This window comes from Mycolicibacterium pyrenivorans (genome assembly GCF_025821625.1).
Classification (GTDB): Bacteria; Actinomycetota; Actinomycetes; order Mycobacteriales; family Mycobacteriaceae; genus Mycobacterium; species Mycobacterium pyrenivorans.
Genome location: NZ_JACKSH010000072.1, coordinates 1 through 14596 on the forward strand (window position 1 = coordinate 1; position 14596 = coordinate 14596).

Consider the following 14596-nt stretch of genomic DNA (forward strand, 5'->3'; position numbering starts at 1 on the left):
TTGGGTTCTCGACGCCGGCGCCTCGGTGGCCGGCTGCGGTGGCGGGGCAGGCAGCGGGGACCCCGGCGACGGCGCGGTGGTGGTCGTGGTGGGCGACGGCGTGGTCGGCGTCGACGTTCCGTCTTCGCGCGACAGCAGGGCCGCCGCCACGGCCACGGCAGCGAGGACGGCGGCGGCAATCGCGGCGAGCACCGCTGGCCTGCGGTACCACGGCGTCCGGTGTGTGTCTTCGGTGTCGCCGGTGTCGCCGTCCTGCGTGAACTGCAGGCTCGGCCGCGGTCCGTCGATCTCGGGGACCTCGGAGGGGTCGCCGTACTCGGCGAGTTCAGCCGGGGCGCCGTACTCGGGGACGTAGTCCGGAATGTCGTCGGCATCCGACCACGCGAGAGCCCGGAAAGTTCCCGAAGACGCTTCTGCCGGCGGCGACTCCGCCGCACCCGCGATCGGCAAGGCGGCCGGCGCCGCCGACGTCATCCCCTCCTGCGCGGTGGCGCGGACCGCGTGCAGGCCCGCACCGATGGCCGCCGTCAGCTCCGGATGTGCAGTGGTCACGATCGGGACCCGGAATCTTTCGGAAAGCGCCGTGGTGGCAGCGGGCATCCGGGCACCACCTCCGATCGACGCGATGGCGGCAACGCCTCCTGGCCGAATTCCATTGCGCTCCAACGTTGTCTGCATCACCTCGGCGAACTCGCGGAGGGGCGGGTGCAGGAGCGCATCGAGTTCGTCGCGGGTGATCCGCACATCGGTGCGGCCCCCGGGCGCGTCGACCGTGATCGAGGCGACGGCGCCGGTGGACAGCTGTTCCTTGGCGACGCGGCACTGCGCCCGCTGCCTGCCGAGCGAGTCGATCGCCGAGGTACCGGACAGGTCGAGCGTGCCCGCCTCGGACATCCCGTCGATCACATGTTTCATCAACGCCTGGTCGATGAGGGCGCCGGACAGGTCCGCATGGCGCACCGTCGGCGCCAGCGGCGCAGGCGCCGAGGTGCCTGCCGCCAGGTCGAAGAGCGTCAGGCTGGTGCCGGTCCCCCCGAAATCGCACACCGCGACGACGCCCCGGGTGGGCAGACCCGGGTCGCGGGCGAGCGCGATGAGCGCGGCCTCGGCGTCGGAGAGAAGCGGTCCGCCGGAGTGGGCGAACTCGTCCGCCCCGGCGAGGACGGCCCGCAGGGCGGCCACCGCCGCCGGGCTCCAATGGGCGGGATGACTGACGGCGATCGGCCCGACCGGCCCGCCCGCCGCGACGGTGCGCACCATCGCCTGCAGCGCCTCGGCCAGCAGCGCCTCGGCACGGTGGGCGGTTCCGTCGGCGGCGACGATGGGGATCGGGTCACCGACGCGGTCGACGAAATCGGTGACGATCAGCCCGGGCTCGGAGAGATTCGGATTCTCCGACGGCACACCGACTTCCGGCGGCCGGTGGGGGTACAGGGTCAACACCGGCGCTCGCGACACGGCGGTACGATCGACGACCACAGCCGTGAGCCTGCTGGCTCCTACCGACAGGCCTGTTCCGTCTGCCATCTAGCGGATGGTCCCCGCTCCCGGGATCAGGGGGAGATCGAGCGCGGTGACCCAGCCCGGGGAGAGGTCGTTGACCGCAGGCACCGCGTTGAGGGCGCGCAGCCCGGTGGCCAGGCATCCCGCCGCTGCCGCGTCGCGTCCCGAACCGTCGGTGAACCGGAAGGCCGTCTCCTGGAAGATGCTCGGCGTCCCTTCGACGTCCACCCGGTAGACGTCGTTCTCGTTGCCCGACGGCCAGTCCGGTGCCGCGTCGTTGCCGATGCGGTTGACGTGCTCGAGTTGGATGCGGGTCTCGCCGCGGTACACGCCGTTGATGGTGAACCGCACGGCCGCGACATTGCCGGGGGCGATGATCCCCTTCGCGGTCTTGCGCTCGTCGGGCGTCACCCATTTGTCCCACGTGGTGGTGATCTCGTCGAGCATGATCCCCGCCGCATGTGCGATCATGGGAACCGTTGCACCCCAGGCGAATACCAGGATGTCGGGGTTCTGCAGCATCGGCCGGTACTCGGGCGGCCTGCCGATTCCCATCTCGCGGTCGTAGTCGCCCTCGTAGTTGGTGTAGTCCAGCAGTTCGGAGGCTCGGACCCGGCGCACCTCCGAGCACAGTCCCATCAGCGTCATCGGGAACAGGTCGTTGGCGAAGCCGGGGTCGATGCCGGTGGTGAAGCACGACGACTCCCCCAGCTCACACGCCACGGTGATCGGCTCGATCCAGTTCGGCGGGTTGAGGTGCATGGTCGGCCAGATCCACGGTGTCATCGCGGTGGAGCAGACGTCGATGCCGGCGCGCAGGAAGCGGGTGATCAGCGCGATGTTCGCCTCGGCGTGCGCCGCCGTCGGACCGTAGTGCACCAACGCATCGGGGTGCAGATCGATCAGCGCGTCGACGTCGTCGGTCGCGGTCAGCCCGATGGGAGCGCCGAGACCGCACAGCTCCCCGACGTCCTGCCCGACCTTGTCCGGGTTGCTGACGCCGACTCCCACCAACTCGAAGTTGGGATGCTTGACGACCTCGGGGATCACCATTCTGCCGACGAATCCGGTTCCCCAGACCACCACGCGTTTGACGCCGGGATTCCTCACATGCGCCGCCTTTCGTCTCGTCGGTCTGTCACCAGGCCGCCCTGTTGTCCCCGACGCTGTTCCGCCGCACCCGGTGTGCGGTCGGCCTCAGAAGCAGCGACGCAGCCCGCCCGGCTCGCAGATCAGCGGATACCGGGTGACCGGCAGCGGAAGCGGCTTGTTGAACGACAGCGTGAACGGCGTGTTGATGATCCCGGGCTGCAGGCCGCAGTTGCCGTTGTGGGAGACGCTGCGGGTTCCCGACATGGTGGCGTCGTCGAATTTGAACGTCTCGACCGTGGGCGCCCAGCTGCCGTCGGGGCATCGCATGCCCTCCTGCTTGGGTGTGGTGAAGCTCCAGACGCCGCCGACCAGCACCGCGTCGCCGCCGGTCAGGTCCCCCGACGCGGCGACGTGCAGCTTGCAGCCGACGGGCAGGTACAGCGGCTCGCGCAGGTCTCCGACCACCGGCACGCACGTCGGATAGATCGTCCAGGTCCCGGACTCCCCCTCCGCCGCGGTGTAGTTGTAGACCCCCTCCATGACCTGCGCGGCCTGCGCCGGAACCGCGAGGCCGAGAGCGGTCCCGACGAGAACGACGAGCGCCGCGGGGATGGCGGCGAGACTGCGCAGGATCTTCACGGGGTCGAGTATTTCAGTCGGTGACGGACAAAGTCACGGATTTGTCGCCTCGGCCGATGGGTAGTAGAACCGAGGCAGGTCCGAATCCGGGGTGGTGCACATGGCGAGAACGGCGGTCTCGACCGCTGTTTTCCGCATCTTCACTGTCGGCCTCGCCCTGGCTGTCGCGTTGACCGGCTGCTCGACCGGGCAGCGGGTGGATCTGGGCGCCGGGGCCGACGGCGTGGTGGCGGCCATCGCCGGCGAGCCCGACCAGTTGGACCCGCACAAGACCACCGCGTACTTCTCGTTCGAGGTCCTCGAGAACGTCTTCGACACCCTCGTCGAACCCGACGAGAACCTGCAGATGCAGCCCGCGCTGGCCGAATCGTGGGAGGTCAGCCCCGACGAACTCACCTGGACCTTCCGGCTGCGCGACGGCGTCGTCTTCCACGACGGCACTCCGCTGACCGCTGACGACGTGGTGTTCTCCTACCGCCGCATCATCGACGAAGAGCTCCCCAACTCCGACAAGTTCAGCGCGGTGACCGCCGTCGAGGCGCCGGACCCGTCAACCGTGGTGATCCGCACCGACCGCCCGGTGCCGAACATGCTCACCAACCTCGGCGGGTTCAAGGGCATGGCGATCGTGTCCCGCCGCAATGTCGAGAGCGGACAGATCGCCACCCGCCCGATCGGCACCGGACCGTTCAGCTTCCGCGATCAGCGCAGCGGCGACTCCATCATGCTGGCGGCCAACCCCGACTACTGGGGCGGCGCCCCCGACATCACGGGGGTGACCTTCCGCTTCATCTCCGAGCCGTCGACGGCCCTGTCGGCGCTGCAGGCCGGCGAGGTCGACTGGACCGATTCGATTCCGCCGCAGCGGGTGGCGCAACTGGGTGAGGACGACTCGGTGACGCTGGCGGTGACCCCCAGCAACGACTACTGGTATCTGGCGCTCAACCAGGCCCGCGCCCCGTGGAACGACGTGCGGGTCCGTCAGGCGATCGCGTACGCCATCGACCGCGAATCCATCGTCCAGGCCACCAGCTACGGCACCGCGGAGATCAATCAGCTCGCGATACCGCAGGGAAATCCGTGGTACACGCCGTATGACAGGTACCGCGAGGGTGGCAGCGAGGAAGGGCTCGACCGCGCCCGCGAGCTGCTGCGGGAAGCGGGCGCGGCGCCGTCGGAGCTCGACATGCTGGTCACCACCGACTACCCGGAGACGGTGACGGCCGCCCAGATCATCGCCGACAACCTGTCCTCCCTTGGCATCACCGTCGACATCCGCACCGTCGACTTCGCCACCTGGCTCGACGAGCAGAACTCCGGCAACTTCGACATGCTGATGATGGGCTGGCTGGGCAACATCGATCCCGACGACTTCTACTACGCCCAGCACCACACCGACGGGACGAGCAACGCGCAGAAGTTCTCCGACACCGGGGTGGACCGCCTGTTGGACGCGGGCCGGGTGGAGACCGACAGGGATGCCCGCGCCGACGACTACGCCGAGGCGGCAACGCTGATCGCCGACGAGGTCAGCTACATCTTCTTGTACAACCCGTCGGTGATCCAGGCCTGGAATCCGGCGTTGTCGGGATATCAGGCGCGCCGTGACGGAGCCGTCCGGTTCCGAGAGGCGAGGATGAACCCGGACGGCGGTGTCTAGACCGTGGCCGCTGTTTCCGTGCTGACCCATCCGATCACCCGGTTCGTCGCGCGCCGGCTGGTGTACTCGGCGGTGGTGCTGCTCGGGGTGCTCGTGGTGGTCTTCGCGCTGGTGCATCTGGTGCCGGGGGATCCGGTCCGCATCGCGCTGGGAACCCGCTACACCCCGGAGGCCTACGAGGCGCTGCGGACGGCCAGCGGTCTGGACCAGCCGATCGTGTCACAGTTCTTCGGCTACCTCGGCTCGGCGCTCACCGGTGATCTCGGCGTCAGCTTCCGCAACGGTGACCCCGTGACCGTCGCGTTGCTGGAACGGCTCCCGGCGACGCTGTCACTGGGGATCGCCGGCATGGTCATCGCGCTGGCGATCGCGCTGCCCGCCGGCATCTACGCGGCGCTGCGGGAGGGCCGGCTCAGCGACGGAATAATCCGTGTGACAAGCCAATTCGGCGTCTCGGTGCCTGACTTCTGGCTCGGCATCCTGTTGATCGCGCTGTTCTCGACGACCTTGGGCTGGCTGCCCACCTCGGGGTACCGGCCGCTGTTCGACGACCCGGCGGGCTGGCTGCGGCACATCGTCCTGCCCGCGTTGACCGTCGGTGTGGTGGCGGCGGCGATCATGACGCGATATGTCCGTTCGGCCGTGCTCGAGGTGGCCGCGATGGGCTATGTCCGCACCGCCCGGTCCAAGGGACTCTCGCCCCGTGTGGTCACGTTCCGGCACACCGTACGCAACGCGCTGGTGCCGATCCTGACGATCACCGGCATCCAGCTGGCGACGATCCTCGGCGGCGTGATCGTCGTCGAGGTGGTGTTCGCCTGGCCGGGGCTGGGCCGGCTGGTCTTCAACGCGGTCGCTGCCCGCGACTACCCCCTCATCCAGGGTGCGGTGCTGCTGATCGCCGCGTTGTTCCTGCTCATCAACCTGCTCGTGGATCTGCTCTACGCGGTGGTCGACCCGAGGATCCGGCTGGCATGACGACCTCGGAAACCACCAGGGTCTCGTCCTGGCGGCTGCTCGCGCGCAATCCGATCACGCTGATCAGCGCGGTGACATTGGTTCTGGTGACGGTCGTCGCGCTGACCGCGAACTGGATCGCCCCGTACGGGGTGAACGACGTCGAGGTCCCCAACGCGCTGCAATCGCCCAGCGGCTCGCACTGGTTCGGCACCGACGAACTGGGCCGCGATGTGTTGTCCCGGGTGCTGGTCGCCATGCAGGCCTCGATGCGGATCGCCGTCGTCAGCGTGACGTTCGCCGTGGTGGTGGGGGTGGCTGTCGGGGTGGTGTCCGGGTATCGCGGCGGGTGGCTGGACGCGGTGCTGATGCGGGTCGTCGACGTGATGTTCGCGTTCCCGGTGCTGCTGCTGGCCCTGGCGATCGTGGCCATCCTGGGGCCGGGGGTGACCACCACGATGCTGGCGATCGGCATCGTGTTCACGCCGATCTTCGCGCGGGTGGCGCGCGCCAGCGCGCTGAGCGTCCGCACCGAACCGTACGTCGCGGCCTCGCGCGCCATGGGGACCGGCGACCTGTACATCCTCCGGCGGCACATCCTGCCCAATATCTCCGGCCCGCTGATCGTGCAGACCTCGCTGTCGCTGGCCTTCGCGATCCTGGCGGAGGCGGCGCTGTCGTTCCTGGGTCTGGGCATCCAACCCCCGCAGCCGTCGCTGGGCCGGATGATCTTCGACTCCCAGGGTTTCGCGACGATGGCCTGGTGGATGGCGGTGTTCCCCGGTGCGGCGATCTTCCTCATCGTGCTGGCGTTCAACCTGTTCGGTGACGGGCTGCGCAACGTGCTCGATCCCAAGCAACGCACCACCATCGAGGCCCGGAGGCAGCAGTGACGAGCCCGCAACCGGTGCTGAGCGCGCGCGACCTCGGTGTGCGCATCGGCGCGCGGACGCTCGTCGACGGGGTGTCGTTCGATGTCCACCGAGAGCAGACCGTGGGCATCGTGGGCGAATCGGGGTCCGGCAAGTCGATGACGGTGCTCGCGGCGACCGGGCTGCTGGACGCGCCGGGGGCACGGGTGTCGGGTACCAGCACGCTCACCGGCGAGGCGGGCGAACCGGTGCAGCTGGTGGGTGCATCGCCGCGGGTGCTGCGCCGGGTGCACGGCGCCCGGATCGGCTTCGTCTTCCAGGATCCGGGCACCTCACTGAACCCGCTGCTGACCCTGGAACGCCAGATCACCGAATCCCTTGAGACACATCGCAGAATGACGCGCAGGGAAGCCAATACCAGGGCACTGGAACTGCTCGAGGCCGTCGGTCTGCCCGAGCCTGCGATGCGGTTGCACGCATACCCCCACCAACTCTCGGGCGGGCAGCGCCAACGCGTGATGATCGCGATCGCCCTGGCTTGTGACCCCGAACTGCTGATCGCCGACGAGCCCACCACGGCGCTGGACGTCACGACGCAGGCGCAGATCATCGAGTTGGTGCGGGCGCTGCAGCGCGACTTCGGCACCGCGGTCGTGTGGATCAGCCACGACCTGGGCGTGATCGGACAGGTCGCCCGGGAGGTGACCGTGTTGCGCGACGGCGTGACCGTCGAGCAGGCGCCGATCATGGACGTGTTCGACCGGCCGCGCGACGAGTACACCCGCGACCTGCTGGCCGCCCGCCCGGTACTCGACGGTGCCGGCCCCGGCGCGGCCCCCGCCGACGCCGAGTCGCTGCTGGAGGTCGACGGGCTCGATGTCCGTTTCTCGGTGTCCACCCCGGTGGGCCGGTCCACGGTGCACGCGGTCAAGGACGTGTCCTTCCGGATCCGCCGCGCGACGACGCTGGGCCTGGTGGGCGAATCCGGTTCGGGGAAGTCGACGGTCGCGGCCGTGCTGACCGGGCTGGTGAAGCCCGATGGCGGCAGCGCAACGCTGGACGGCACAGACATCCTGAGCGTGAAGGGATCCCGGGCCAAGGCGCTGCGTCGCCGCATCGGGCTGGTGTTGCAGGATCCGTTCTCCTCGCTGAATCCGCGTGCCCGCGTGGATGTCTCGATCTCGGAACCCCTGAAGGTGCACGGGCTGGCGGGCGGCGCGCAGGCGCGCCGGGAGCGGGTCGACGAACTGCTCGAGTTGGTCGGGCTGCCGACCGCTTTCGCGCAGCGGTACCCCCACGAGCTCTCGGGCGGTCAGCGCCAGCGGGTGAGCATCGCCCGCGCGCTGGCCGCCGAGCCCGACCTGCTCATCCTCGACGAGGCGACCGCATCGCTGGACGTGTCGGTGCAGTCGCGGGTGCTCGATCTTCTGTCCCGGCTGCAGACCGAACTCGGGCTGACCTACCTGCTCATCGGTCATGACCTGGCGGTGATCCGACAGCTGAGTCACGACGTGTTGGTGATGCGCGACGGCGCGGTGGTCGAGAACCGGCCTGCCGGTGAGCTGTTCGCCGCCCCCGAGAACCAGTACACCCGCGACCTGCTGGCGGCTGTCCCGCCGGCGACGCCGCGCGCCGCCGTCTAGCGCCGCCGCCCGTGAGAAGGTCGTGGGCATGAGTCAGCTGAGCGGCAAGGTCGCATTGGTCACCGGCGCGTCGGCGGGTCTGGGCGCGTCGACCGCCCGGTTGTTCGCGGAGCGGGGCGCTAAGGTCTTCGGCATCGCCAGAGACGGTTCGCGGATGGCGGAGGTGTTCGCCGACGTCCCGGGCGGCATTTTCGCATCGGTGGACATCGCTTCGCCGCAGGCGTGCGCCCAGGCCGTCGCGGACTGCGTCGCACACTTCGGGCAACTGGACATCCTCGCCAATGTCGCCGGCTTCCACCAGATGCGGCACACGGCGACGATGACCGACGACGACTGGGACGCCGACCTCGCCGTGAACCTGAACGGGCCGTTCTACCTGTGCCGCGCGGCGCTGCCCCACCTGCTGGAGACCGGCGGCAACATCGTCAATGTGTCGTCGATCGCGGGCGTCGAGGGCGAGGTCTACTCGGCGGGCTACTGCGCGGCCAAGCACGGGCTGATCGGCCTGACCCGCGCGCTGGCCGTCGAGTTCACCAAGGAGCGCCTGCGGGTCAACGCGGTCTGCCCCGGCGGCATGCCGACGGCGCAGACAACCGAGTTCCAGGCGCCGGAGAACGCCGACTGGGACCTGATCATGCGCATCGCCTCGCCGCGCGGGTTCATGGAGACCGTCGACGTGGCCAAGGTGATCGCGTTCCTGGCCAGCGACGATGCCGCAGCGATCCACGGGGCCGTGTACCGGGTGGACAACGGCAAGGGCGCAGGCTAGCCCCGCGTGGTGCCCACTCCCCCAGTGGACACCTGTCTCATTCTGGCTCGAGGTCGTCTCCGAAACGCCGGCAGAACCATCGCTCCGTACACGAGCCGTACGTACTTCGACGGCCCGACCGGCGGCCCCGCCAGACGATTCGCAAGGTGGTAGCCGCGGGTCTTTTTGAGCTGCGGGAGACGACCTACGCCGCCAGGTCGATGCGCAGTGTGGCCGCCAGGGCCGGGGTCTCACCGGCGAGCGCCTACCGCTACTTTCCGTCCAAGAACGCCCTGGTGGCGACCATCTACCTGGATCTGCTCAGCGACGCTCCCCTGCACGTCGACGTCAACGAGACGACGAAGAGTCGGGTCAGCGCCACGATGCACGACATGGCGCTCGTCGGCGCCGACGAACCCGCGCTGCAATGTCGAGATCGGCAAGCATCTCAGTCACCGGGATCTGCTGGATCATCACCACGCGGTGATCTACGCAGTGGGTTCCTCGACCAGCCGTGACCTCGGCATCTCCGGAGAAGACCTGCCCGGCAGCCATCCAGCCTCCGACTTCGACGGCTGGTACAACGGTCATCCGGACCACGCGGGGCACCGGTTCGATCTGACAGGCCGGCAGGCGGTCATCATCGGAAACGGCAACGTCGCCCTCGACGTCGCGCGGATGCTGTTGATGGCCCCGGACGGGCTGCACGGCACCGACATCGCCGAGCATGCGCTGGAGGCGTTGTCGCACAACTCGATCGAGGAGGTGGTGATCCTCGGCCGCCGGGGCCCGCGCAACGCGGCGTTCTCCGTGGGCGAGTTCCTGGCGCTCGGCCACTTGGCCAATGTCGACGTCGTCATCGACGACCCCGGCCTCGACGCCGAGCTGGCGCCAGATCCGGGCGACGACATCGAGACCGCGACGAAACTCGAGATCGCGCGGGAGTACGCGCGGCGGGTGCCGCGGCCGGGCAACAAGCGCATCGCCTTCCGGTTCCACCACACCCCGACCGCTGTCGAGGGCACCGATGCCGTCGAGGGTCTGCGGATCAACGGCTCCGAGGTGATCGAGACGTCGCTGGTGCTGCGCTCGATCGGCTACCGCGGCGTGCCGATCCCCGGTCTGCCGTTCGACGAGTCGACAGGCACCGTGCCGCACATCCGCGGGCGCGTGACCGACGCCCGTCCCAGGACGAAGTTCGTCACGGTCGAGGAGATGCTCTCGACCGTGCAGCACAGCCGCGGTGAAACTTGGATGACAGCAACGTCAATTACTACGTCCCAGCTAAACCGCCAGATGGCCACCAGCTAATAGCATTGCCCTTCCCTCACTCAGCCGTCGGTGCTATTTTGCTTGCACAGCAGACATCAGAATTGGGGGAATATCATGGGTTTTGTCATGCGGTCGGGCGCTGCGGTGGCAGTCGCAGCGGTCACCGGGGCCACGATCATGGCTACGCCGATGGAGCGGCCTGCAATGGCAGTCAGCGATGCCGAGTCGTTCACTCCGGTTAATCTGACCGCATCGTCGCGCATGCTCTACCCATGGCCGTTGACAATCGCACCGGACAGGAATTCACGACGCGGTGACGCCGCGCCGAATGCGGCGTCGGTCGCCGAGGAGTCGACCTCGACCCCGGACCAGATAGACGACCAGTTCATCGAGTTCCGCAACGCGGCGCGCACCGACTTCCACACGTTCGCCAACGAACTCGGCTACCTCGGCAAGCAGATGTACATCGCCGTCAACTTCGGCGAAACCCTCGTCGCGAGCGCGGTCTTCAACGGCACCGACATGCTTCGCGGTGAAGGAGTGCTCAAGAATCTCGGCGAGATGACCTACGACGCCTTCCTGGCCGGCCTCTACATCGTCGTGGACAACCTCTATCTCGCGATACCCGGTCTGCCGCCGATCGTCACTCTGCCCGACCGCGGACCCGTGGACAGCCCGCCCGAGTGGAGGCGCCCACTGCCCCCTCAGCCGGGTCGGCCCCTTGTCGTCCCGTTTCCGAACGGGCCAGAAGCTTCGGACGCACTCGTCGACGACGCGGCGGCCGTGACTGACGACGAGTCGGTGGCCGAAAAGGACTCCGGCACCGAGGCAGTCGCGGCGGATGTTCCCGACGAGGCCGGTGACTCCGACGTGCCGCCGGCCGGCGACGACAGCGAGGGCGCCGAGGGCGCCGACGAGCAGGAGGACCTGCAGGAGGAGCAGGCCGAGGCCGAGGAGTCGGACGCCGAGGAGTCGGAGGAGTCGGAGGAGTCGGAGGCTGAGGAGCAGGAGGCAGAGGAGTCGGCCAGCACGGCCCCGCAGGACTCCGAGTCCGACGATGAGGGTGCGACGGACGCGACTGACGAGTGACGCGGTCGGCTAGAGCCTGAAACCTTGGGCGAACCCGCGCGGCGGCAGGTCCGTTCGCGGTCGTGACGACGGCGATTTCACCAGCATGGAGCGAGGAAACGCCTGATCATCTCCCGCTCGGTGCCGCGGTCGTCGACAGGCCAGAACAGGAGCGACAGCACGACACGGACGATCCACTGCGCGGCCACGGGGTCATCGGTGAGGCCGGCGAGTTCGGACGCCAATGCGAGCGGCATGGCCGATCGGCCGATCCACTGCATGCCGGATGCACCGTGCATCGGCCGCAGCAGCGCTTGCCCGAGCGGGTCTGCCCGGATCTGATCGAGCGCCACCTCCACCGCGGTCACGGTTCGCTCGGGACCGCTCAGCCCCTGCACCGCGGTGCGCACCGACTCGACGATGCGCTCCGCCTCCCGTGCCAGCACCGCGTCGCGGATCTGAGTCTTGCCTCCGACGTGGCGGTAGATCGTGGCCCGCGAGCAGTGCACCCGAGCCTGCAGCGCCACGATGTCGAAGGCGTCGATCCCGTCGCGCGCCATCAGTTCGGTGGCCGCAGCGTAGATCCGCTCAGCGGCCGCGTCACGCCGGTCACCGACAAGCCAGTCATCGCGTGCCATCGTCGTCGCCCCTTCGAGAAGTCGCGGCCCAAGTATCTCAACCTGAGACACTTTCACCAATCTTTCTCAGCGTTGCCGCAGATCCGCCCGCGGTGCTGAGACCGGCCCATCGGACCGGGTCGACCTGCGGTTTCCGACTTTCGCCATCGCGTTGACGGGGGGCCTCCGCCGGTCTCAGCCTGTAAGGGTGAGAGTCCAGGACAGCCGACTCGGTATGGCGTTGTTCGCCGACGAGTCCCTTCAGAATCCGTATCCGCTCTACCGCCGAATGCTCGACCACGGCCCGGTGCACCCCGTCGGCGACTCCGGATTCTTCGCGGTGTGTAGTTGGGATGCCGTCAACGACGCGGTGGCGCGCCCGGAGGACTTCTCGTCGAATCTGACCGGCACCATGACCTACCACCCCGATGGCACCGTCGGCCTTTTCCCGATGGACGAGCTCGGCGGTCCGACTCAGGTACTGGCCATCGCTGATGACCCGGCCCATGCGGTACATCGCAAGAAACTCGTTCCCCAGTTGGCCGCCAAGCGCATCCGCGCGCTGGAATCGTTCGTCGCCGCGGCCACCGCTTCTCTGTGGCGGGACGAAGTACAGGACAACCGCGTCGAGTGGATGAGCGCGGTGGCCAACCGCCTTCCGATGATGGTGGTGTGCCGGCTGATCGGTGTCCCTGACGAAGATGCCGACCGACTCGCCGCCTGGGGTTATGCAAGCACTCAACTGCTGGAGGGGCTGGTAGGTCAGGAACAACTGGCTGCCGCTGGTACCGCGGCGATGGAACTGGCCGCATACGTCGCGACGAAGTTCGCGCAGGAGGACGGCAATCCGCGGGACACCCTCCTCGGCGACCTCGCTACCGCCTGTGCCACAGGCGAACTCGACGTCATGACCGCGCAGATGATGATGATCACCTTGTTCGGCGCCGGCGGGGAGTCGACCGCGTCGCTGATCGGCTCCGCAACCAGCATCCTGGCGACGAGACCGCAGGTACAGCGGCAATTGCGCGAAAACCCCGGCCTGATACCGGTGTTCCTGGAGGAGGTACTGCGGTTTGAACCGCCGTTTCGCGGTCACTACCGGCACGTGTTGCGTGACTGCACCCTGGCCGGTCACGACCTGCCCGGCGGGTCGCGGTTGATCCTTCTGTGGGGAGCGGCCAACCGGGACCCCGCGCATTTCGAGTCGCCCGACGAGTTACGGCTCGATCGTGCGAACGGCAAGGGGCACATTGCCTTCGGCAGGGGCGCCCATTTCTGCGTCGGTGCCGCCCTCGCCCGCATGGAAGCCAGGATCGTGCTCGAACATCTCCTGTCGCAGACGACGAGGATCGAGGTGGTGGAAACCGGCCGATGGTTGCCCAGCCTGTTGGTGCGCCGCCTCGAACGCCTCGTCCTGGCCGTCCACTAGTCGCTACAGCGCGAACCGTCCGGCGAAACCGCGCAGCGGCAGGTCGGCGCTGGTAATCAGGCCAGGAGCTGCCCGGACGACGGACTCGATCGAGTTGAGCGCAGGCATCCCGGTGACGGTCATGCCGATGGACGCGAAGCTGGCGGGATCGGACAGGTCGACGCCGGGCTTGGGGAAGATCATGTGCTTGTTGTAGATGTTCGGATCACCCTTGATCGCAGTGATGTAGCAGCCCTTGATGTCCCAGCTCGGATCGGTGTGGGGAGTCATCTGCCACTCGAGGTGTGTCTCGACGCGCGCCACGCCGTCGACCATGCCCTGGTACTTGATGTAGTTGCCGCCCAGCGAGCCCTTCGGCAGCTGATACCAGCCCAGGTCGACGTCTTTCGTGCACGCACCGAGTTCGTAGCTGAACTTGACCTCGTCGAGCGTCAGGTCGAAGCAGTCGGCCATCATCAGCACGCTGTCGGCGAACACCCGGGTGTACTTCTCCAGCTTGCCCGGGATCTCCGGATCGTCAACGGGCTGACCGTAACCCACCTCGATCCAGGTGTCCCTGGAGTGGTGGCAGGACACGTCGACCGATTCGATCGTGGTGACGTTCTCGATGTCGGCGACGTCCGCCGAGCACACGACGCCGAGGATCTGGTTCACGCCGGGGTTCATCCCGGTGCCGTAGAACGTCGAACCGCCCTTCTCACAGGCCTCTTGGAGCAGCTGGGTGACCGGCTTGCCCGAGGAGTGCGGGTGGTTGCGGTCGCGGTGCCACCCGGTGATCCAGTCTGCGGTGGTGACGATGTCGATGCCGGCCTCGAGAATCCGGACATAGAGGTCCTCATCCGGGAAGACACCGTGGAAGGTGAGCACATCCGGTTTCGCGGCGATGATCTCCTCGATCGTGCCGGTGGCCGTCACCCCGTTGGGTGCCAGCCCGACGAGTTCGCCGGTGTCCCTGCCGATCTTGTCCGGCGAATAGCAGTGCACGCCGACGAGTTCGAGGTCGGGTTGGGTGGCGATCCGTTTGATCATCTCGGAGCCGACGTTTCCGGTGGCGACCTGGAAGACGCGGATGGGCTCGCTCATGGAATGCCTTTCT

Annotated in this window: 12 protein-coding genes and 2 pseudogenes; 9 read left to right on the plus strand and 5 right to left on the minus strand. The window is 68.1% G+C overall.

Annotated elements, in window-relative coordinates; genetic code table 11:
• The 3 genes from H7I57_RS09820 to H7I57_RS09830 form a co-directional block, all read right to left on the minus strand.
• On the minus strand, window positions 1-1527 hold a 1527-nt coding region (locus H7I57_RS09820; RefSeq protein ID WP_264023264.1), incomplete at its 3' end, for an Hsp70 family protein.
• On the minus strand, window positions 1528-2613 hold the full coding sequence (locus H7I57_RS09825) for an NAD(P)H-dependent amine dehydrogenase family protein (RefSeq protein ID WP_264023265.1): 1086 nt from the start codon (window positions 2611-2613) through the stop codon (window positions 1528-1530). It lies immediately after the preceding gene.
• An 87-nt stretch (window positions 2614-2700) separates the two neighbouring features.
• Complete coding sequence (locus H7I57_RS09830; RefSeq protein ID WP_264023266.1) at window positions 2701-3234, minus strand: hypothetical protein; 534 nt, start codon at window positions 3232-3234, stop codon at window positions 2701-2703.
• A 100-nt stretch (window positions 3235-3334) separates the two neighbouring features.
• Between H7I57_RS09830 and H7I57_RS09835 the strand changes: the two genes are divergently transcribed.
• The 8 genes and pseudogenes from H7I57_RS09835 (at window position 3335) to H7I57_RS09870 (ending at window position 11475) form a co-directional block, all read left to right on the plus strand.
• Window positions 3335-4894, plus strand: coding sequence for an ABC transporter substrate-binding protein (locus H7I57_RS09835; protein ID WP_264023267.1), 1560 nt, complete (start codon window positions 3335-3337; stop codon window positions 4892-4894).
• Between the two features lie 3 nt (window positions 4895-4897).
• Complete coding sequence (locus H7I57_RS09840; protein ID WP_264023268.1) at window positions 4898-5872, plus strand: ABC transporter permease; 975 nt, start codon at window positions 4898-4900, stop codon at window positions 5870-5872.
• Entirely contained in the window at window positions 5869-6744 is an 876-nt protein-coding gene (locus H7I57_RS09845) for an ABC transporter permease (RefSeq protein WP_264023269.1), read from the plus strand. The genes H7I57_RS09840 and H7I57_RS09845 overlap by 4 nt, the downstream gene beginning before the upstream one ends.
• Window positions 6741-8366: a dipeptide ABC transporter ATP-binding protein gene (locus tag H7I57_RS09850; RefSeq protein ID WP_264023270.1), complete on the plus strand. Its 1626-nt coding sequence runs from the start codon at window positions 6741-6743 to the stop codon at window positions 8364-8366. The genes H7I57_RS09845 and H7I57_RS09850 overlap by 4 nt, the downstream gene beginning before the upstream one ends.
• Window positions 8367-8394: 28 nt before the next feature.
• Window positions 8395-9135 carry an SDR family NAD(P)-dependent oxidoreductase gene (locus H7I57_RS09855; RefSeq protein ID WP_264023271.1) on the plus strand — a complete coding sequence of 247 codons (741 nt, stop codon included), beginning with the start codon at window positions 8395-8397 and terminating at the stop codon, window positions 9133-9135.
• A 137-nt stretch (window positions 9136-9272) separates the two neighbouring features.
• Window positions 9273-9539: pseudogene (locus H7I57_RS09860) on the plus strand (TetR/AcrR family transcriptional regulator); the annotation flags it as partial.
• Between the two features lies 1 nt (window position 9540).
• Window positions 9541-10293 (plus strand): annotated as a pseudogene (locus H7I57_RS09865) (ferredoxin--NADP reductase domain-containing protein); the annotation flags it as partial.
• Between the two features lie 372 nt (window positions 10294-10665).
• Window positions 10666-11475 (plus strand): hypothetical protein, encoded by an 810-nt coding sequence (locus H7I57_RS09870; protein ID WP_264023272.1) that lies wholly within the window; start codon window positions 10666-10668, stop codon window positions 11473-11475.
• Between the two features lie 77 nt (window positions 11476-11552).
• Here the strand turns inward: H7I57_RS09870 and H7I57_RS09875 are convergent, their stop codons facing one another.
• Entirely contained in the window at window positions 11553-12092 is a 540-nt protein-coding gene (locus H7I57_RS09875) for a TetR/AcrR family transcriptional regulator (RefSeq protein WP_264023274.1), read from the minus strand.
• A 214-nt stretch (window positions 12093-12306) separates the two neighbouring features.
• Between H7I57_RS09875 and H7I57_RS09880 the strand changes: the two genes are divergently transcribed.
• On the plus strand, window positions 12307-13500 hold the full coding sequence (locus H7I57_RS09880; RefSeq protein WP_264023297.1) for a cytochrome P450: 1194 nt from the start codon (window positions 12307-12309) through the stop codon (window positions 13498-13500).
• A 3-nt stretch (window positions 13501-13503) separates the two neighbouring features.
• On the opposite strand, the gene H7I57_RS09885 is transcribed toward H7I57_RS09880, so the two are convergent.
• Window positions 13504-14583 (minus strand): NAD(P)H-dependent amine dehydrogenase family protein, encoded by a 1080-nt coding sequence (locus H7I57_RS09885; protein ID WP_264023275.1) that lies wholly within the window; start codon window positions 14581-14583, stop codon window positions 13504-13506.
• Window positions 14584-14596 lie beyond the last annotated feature (13 nt).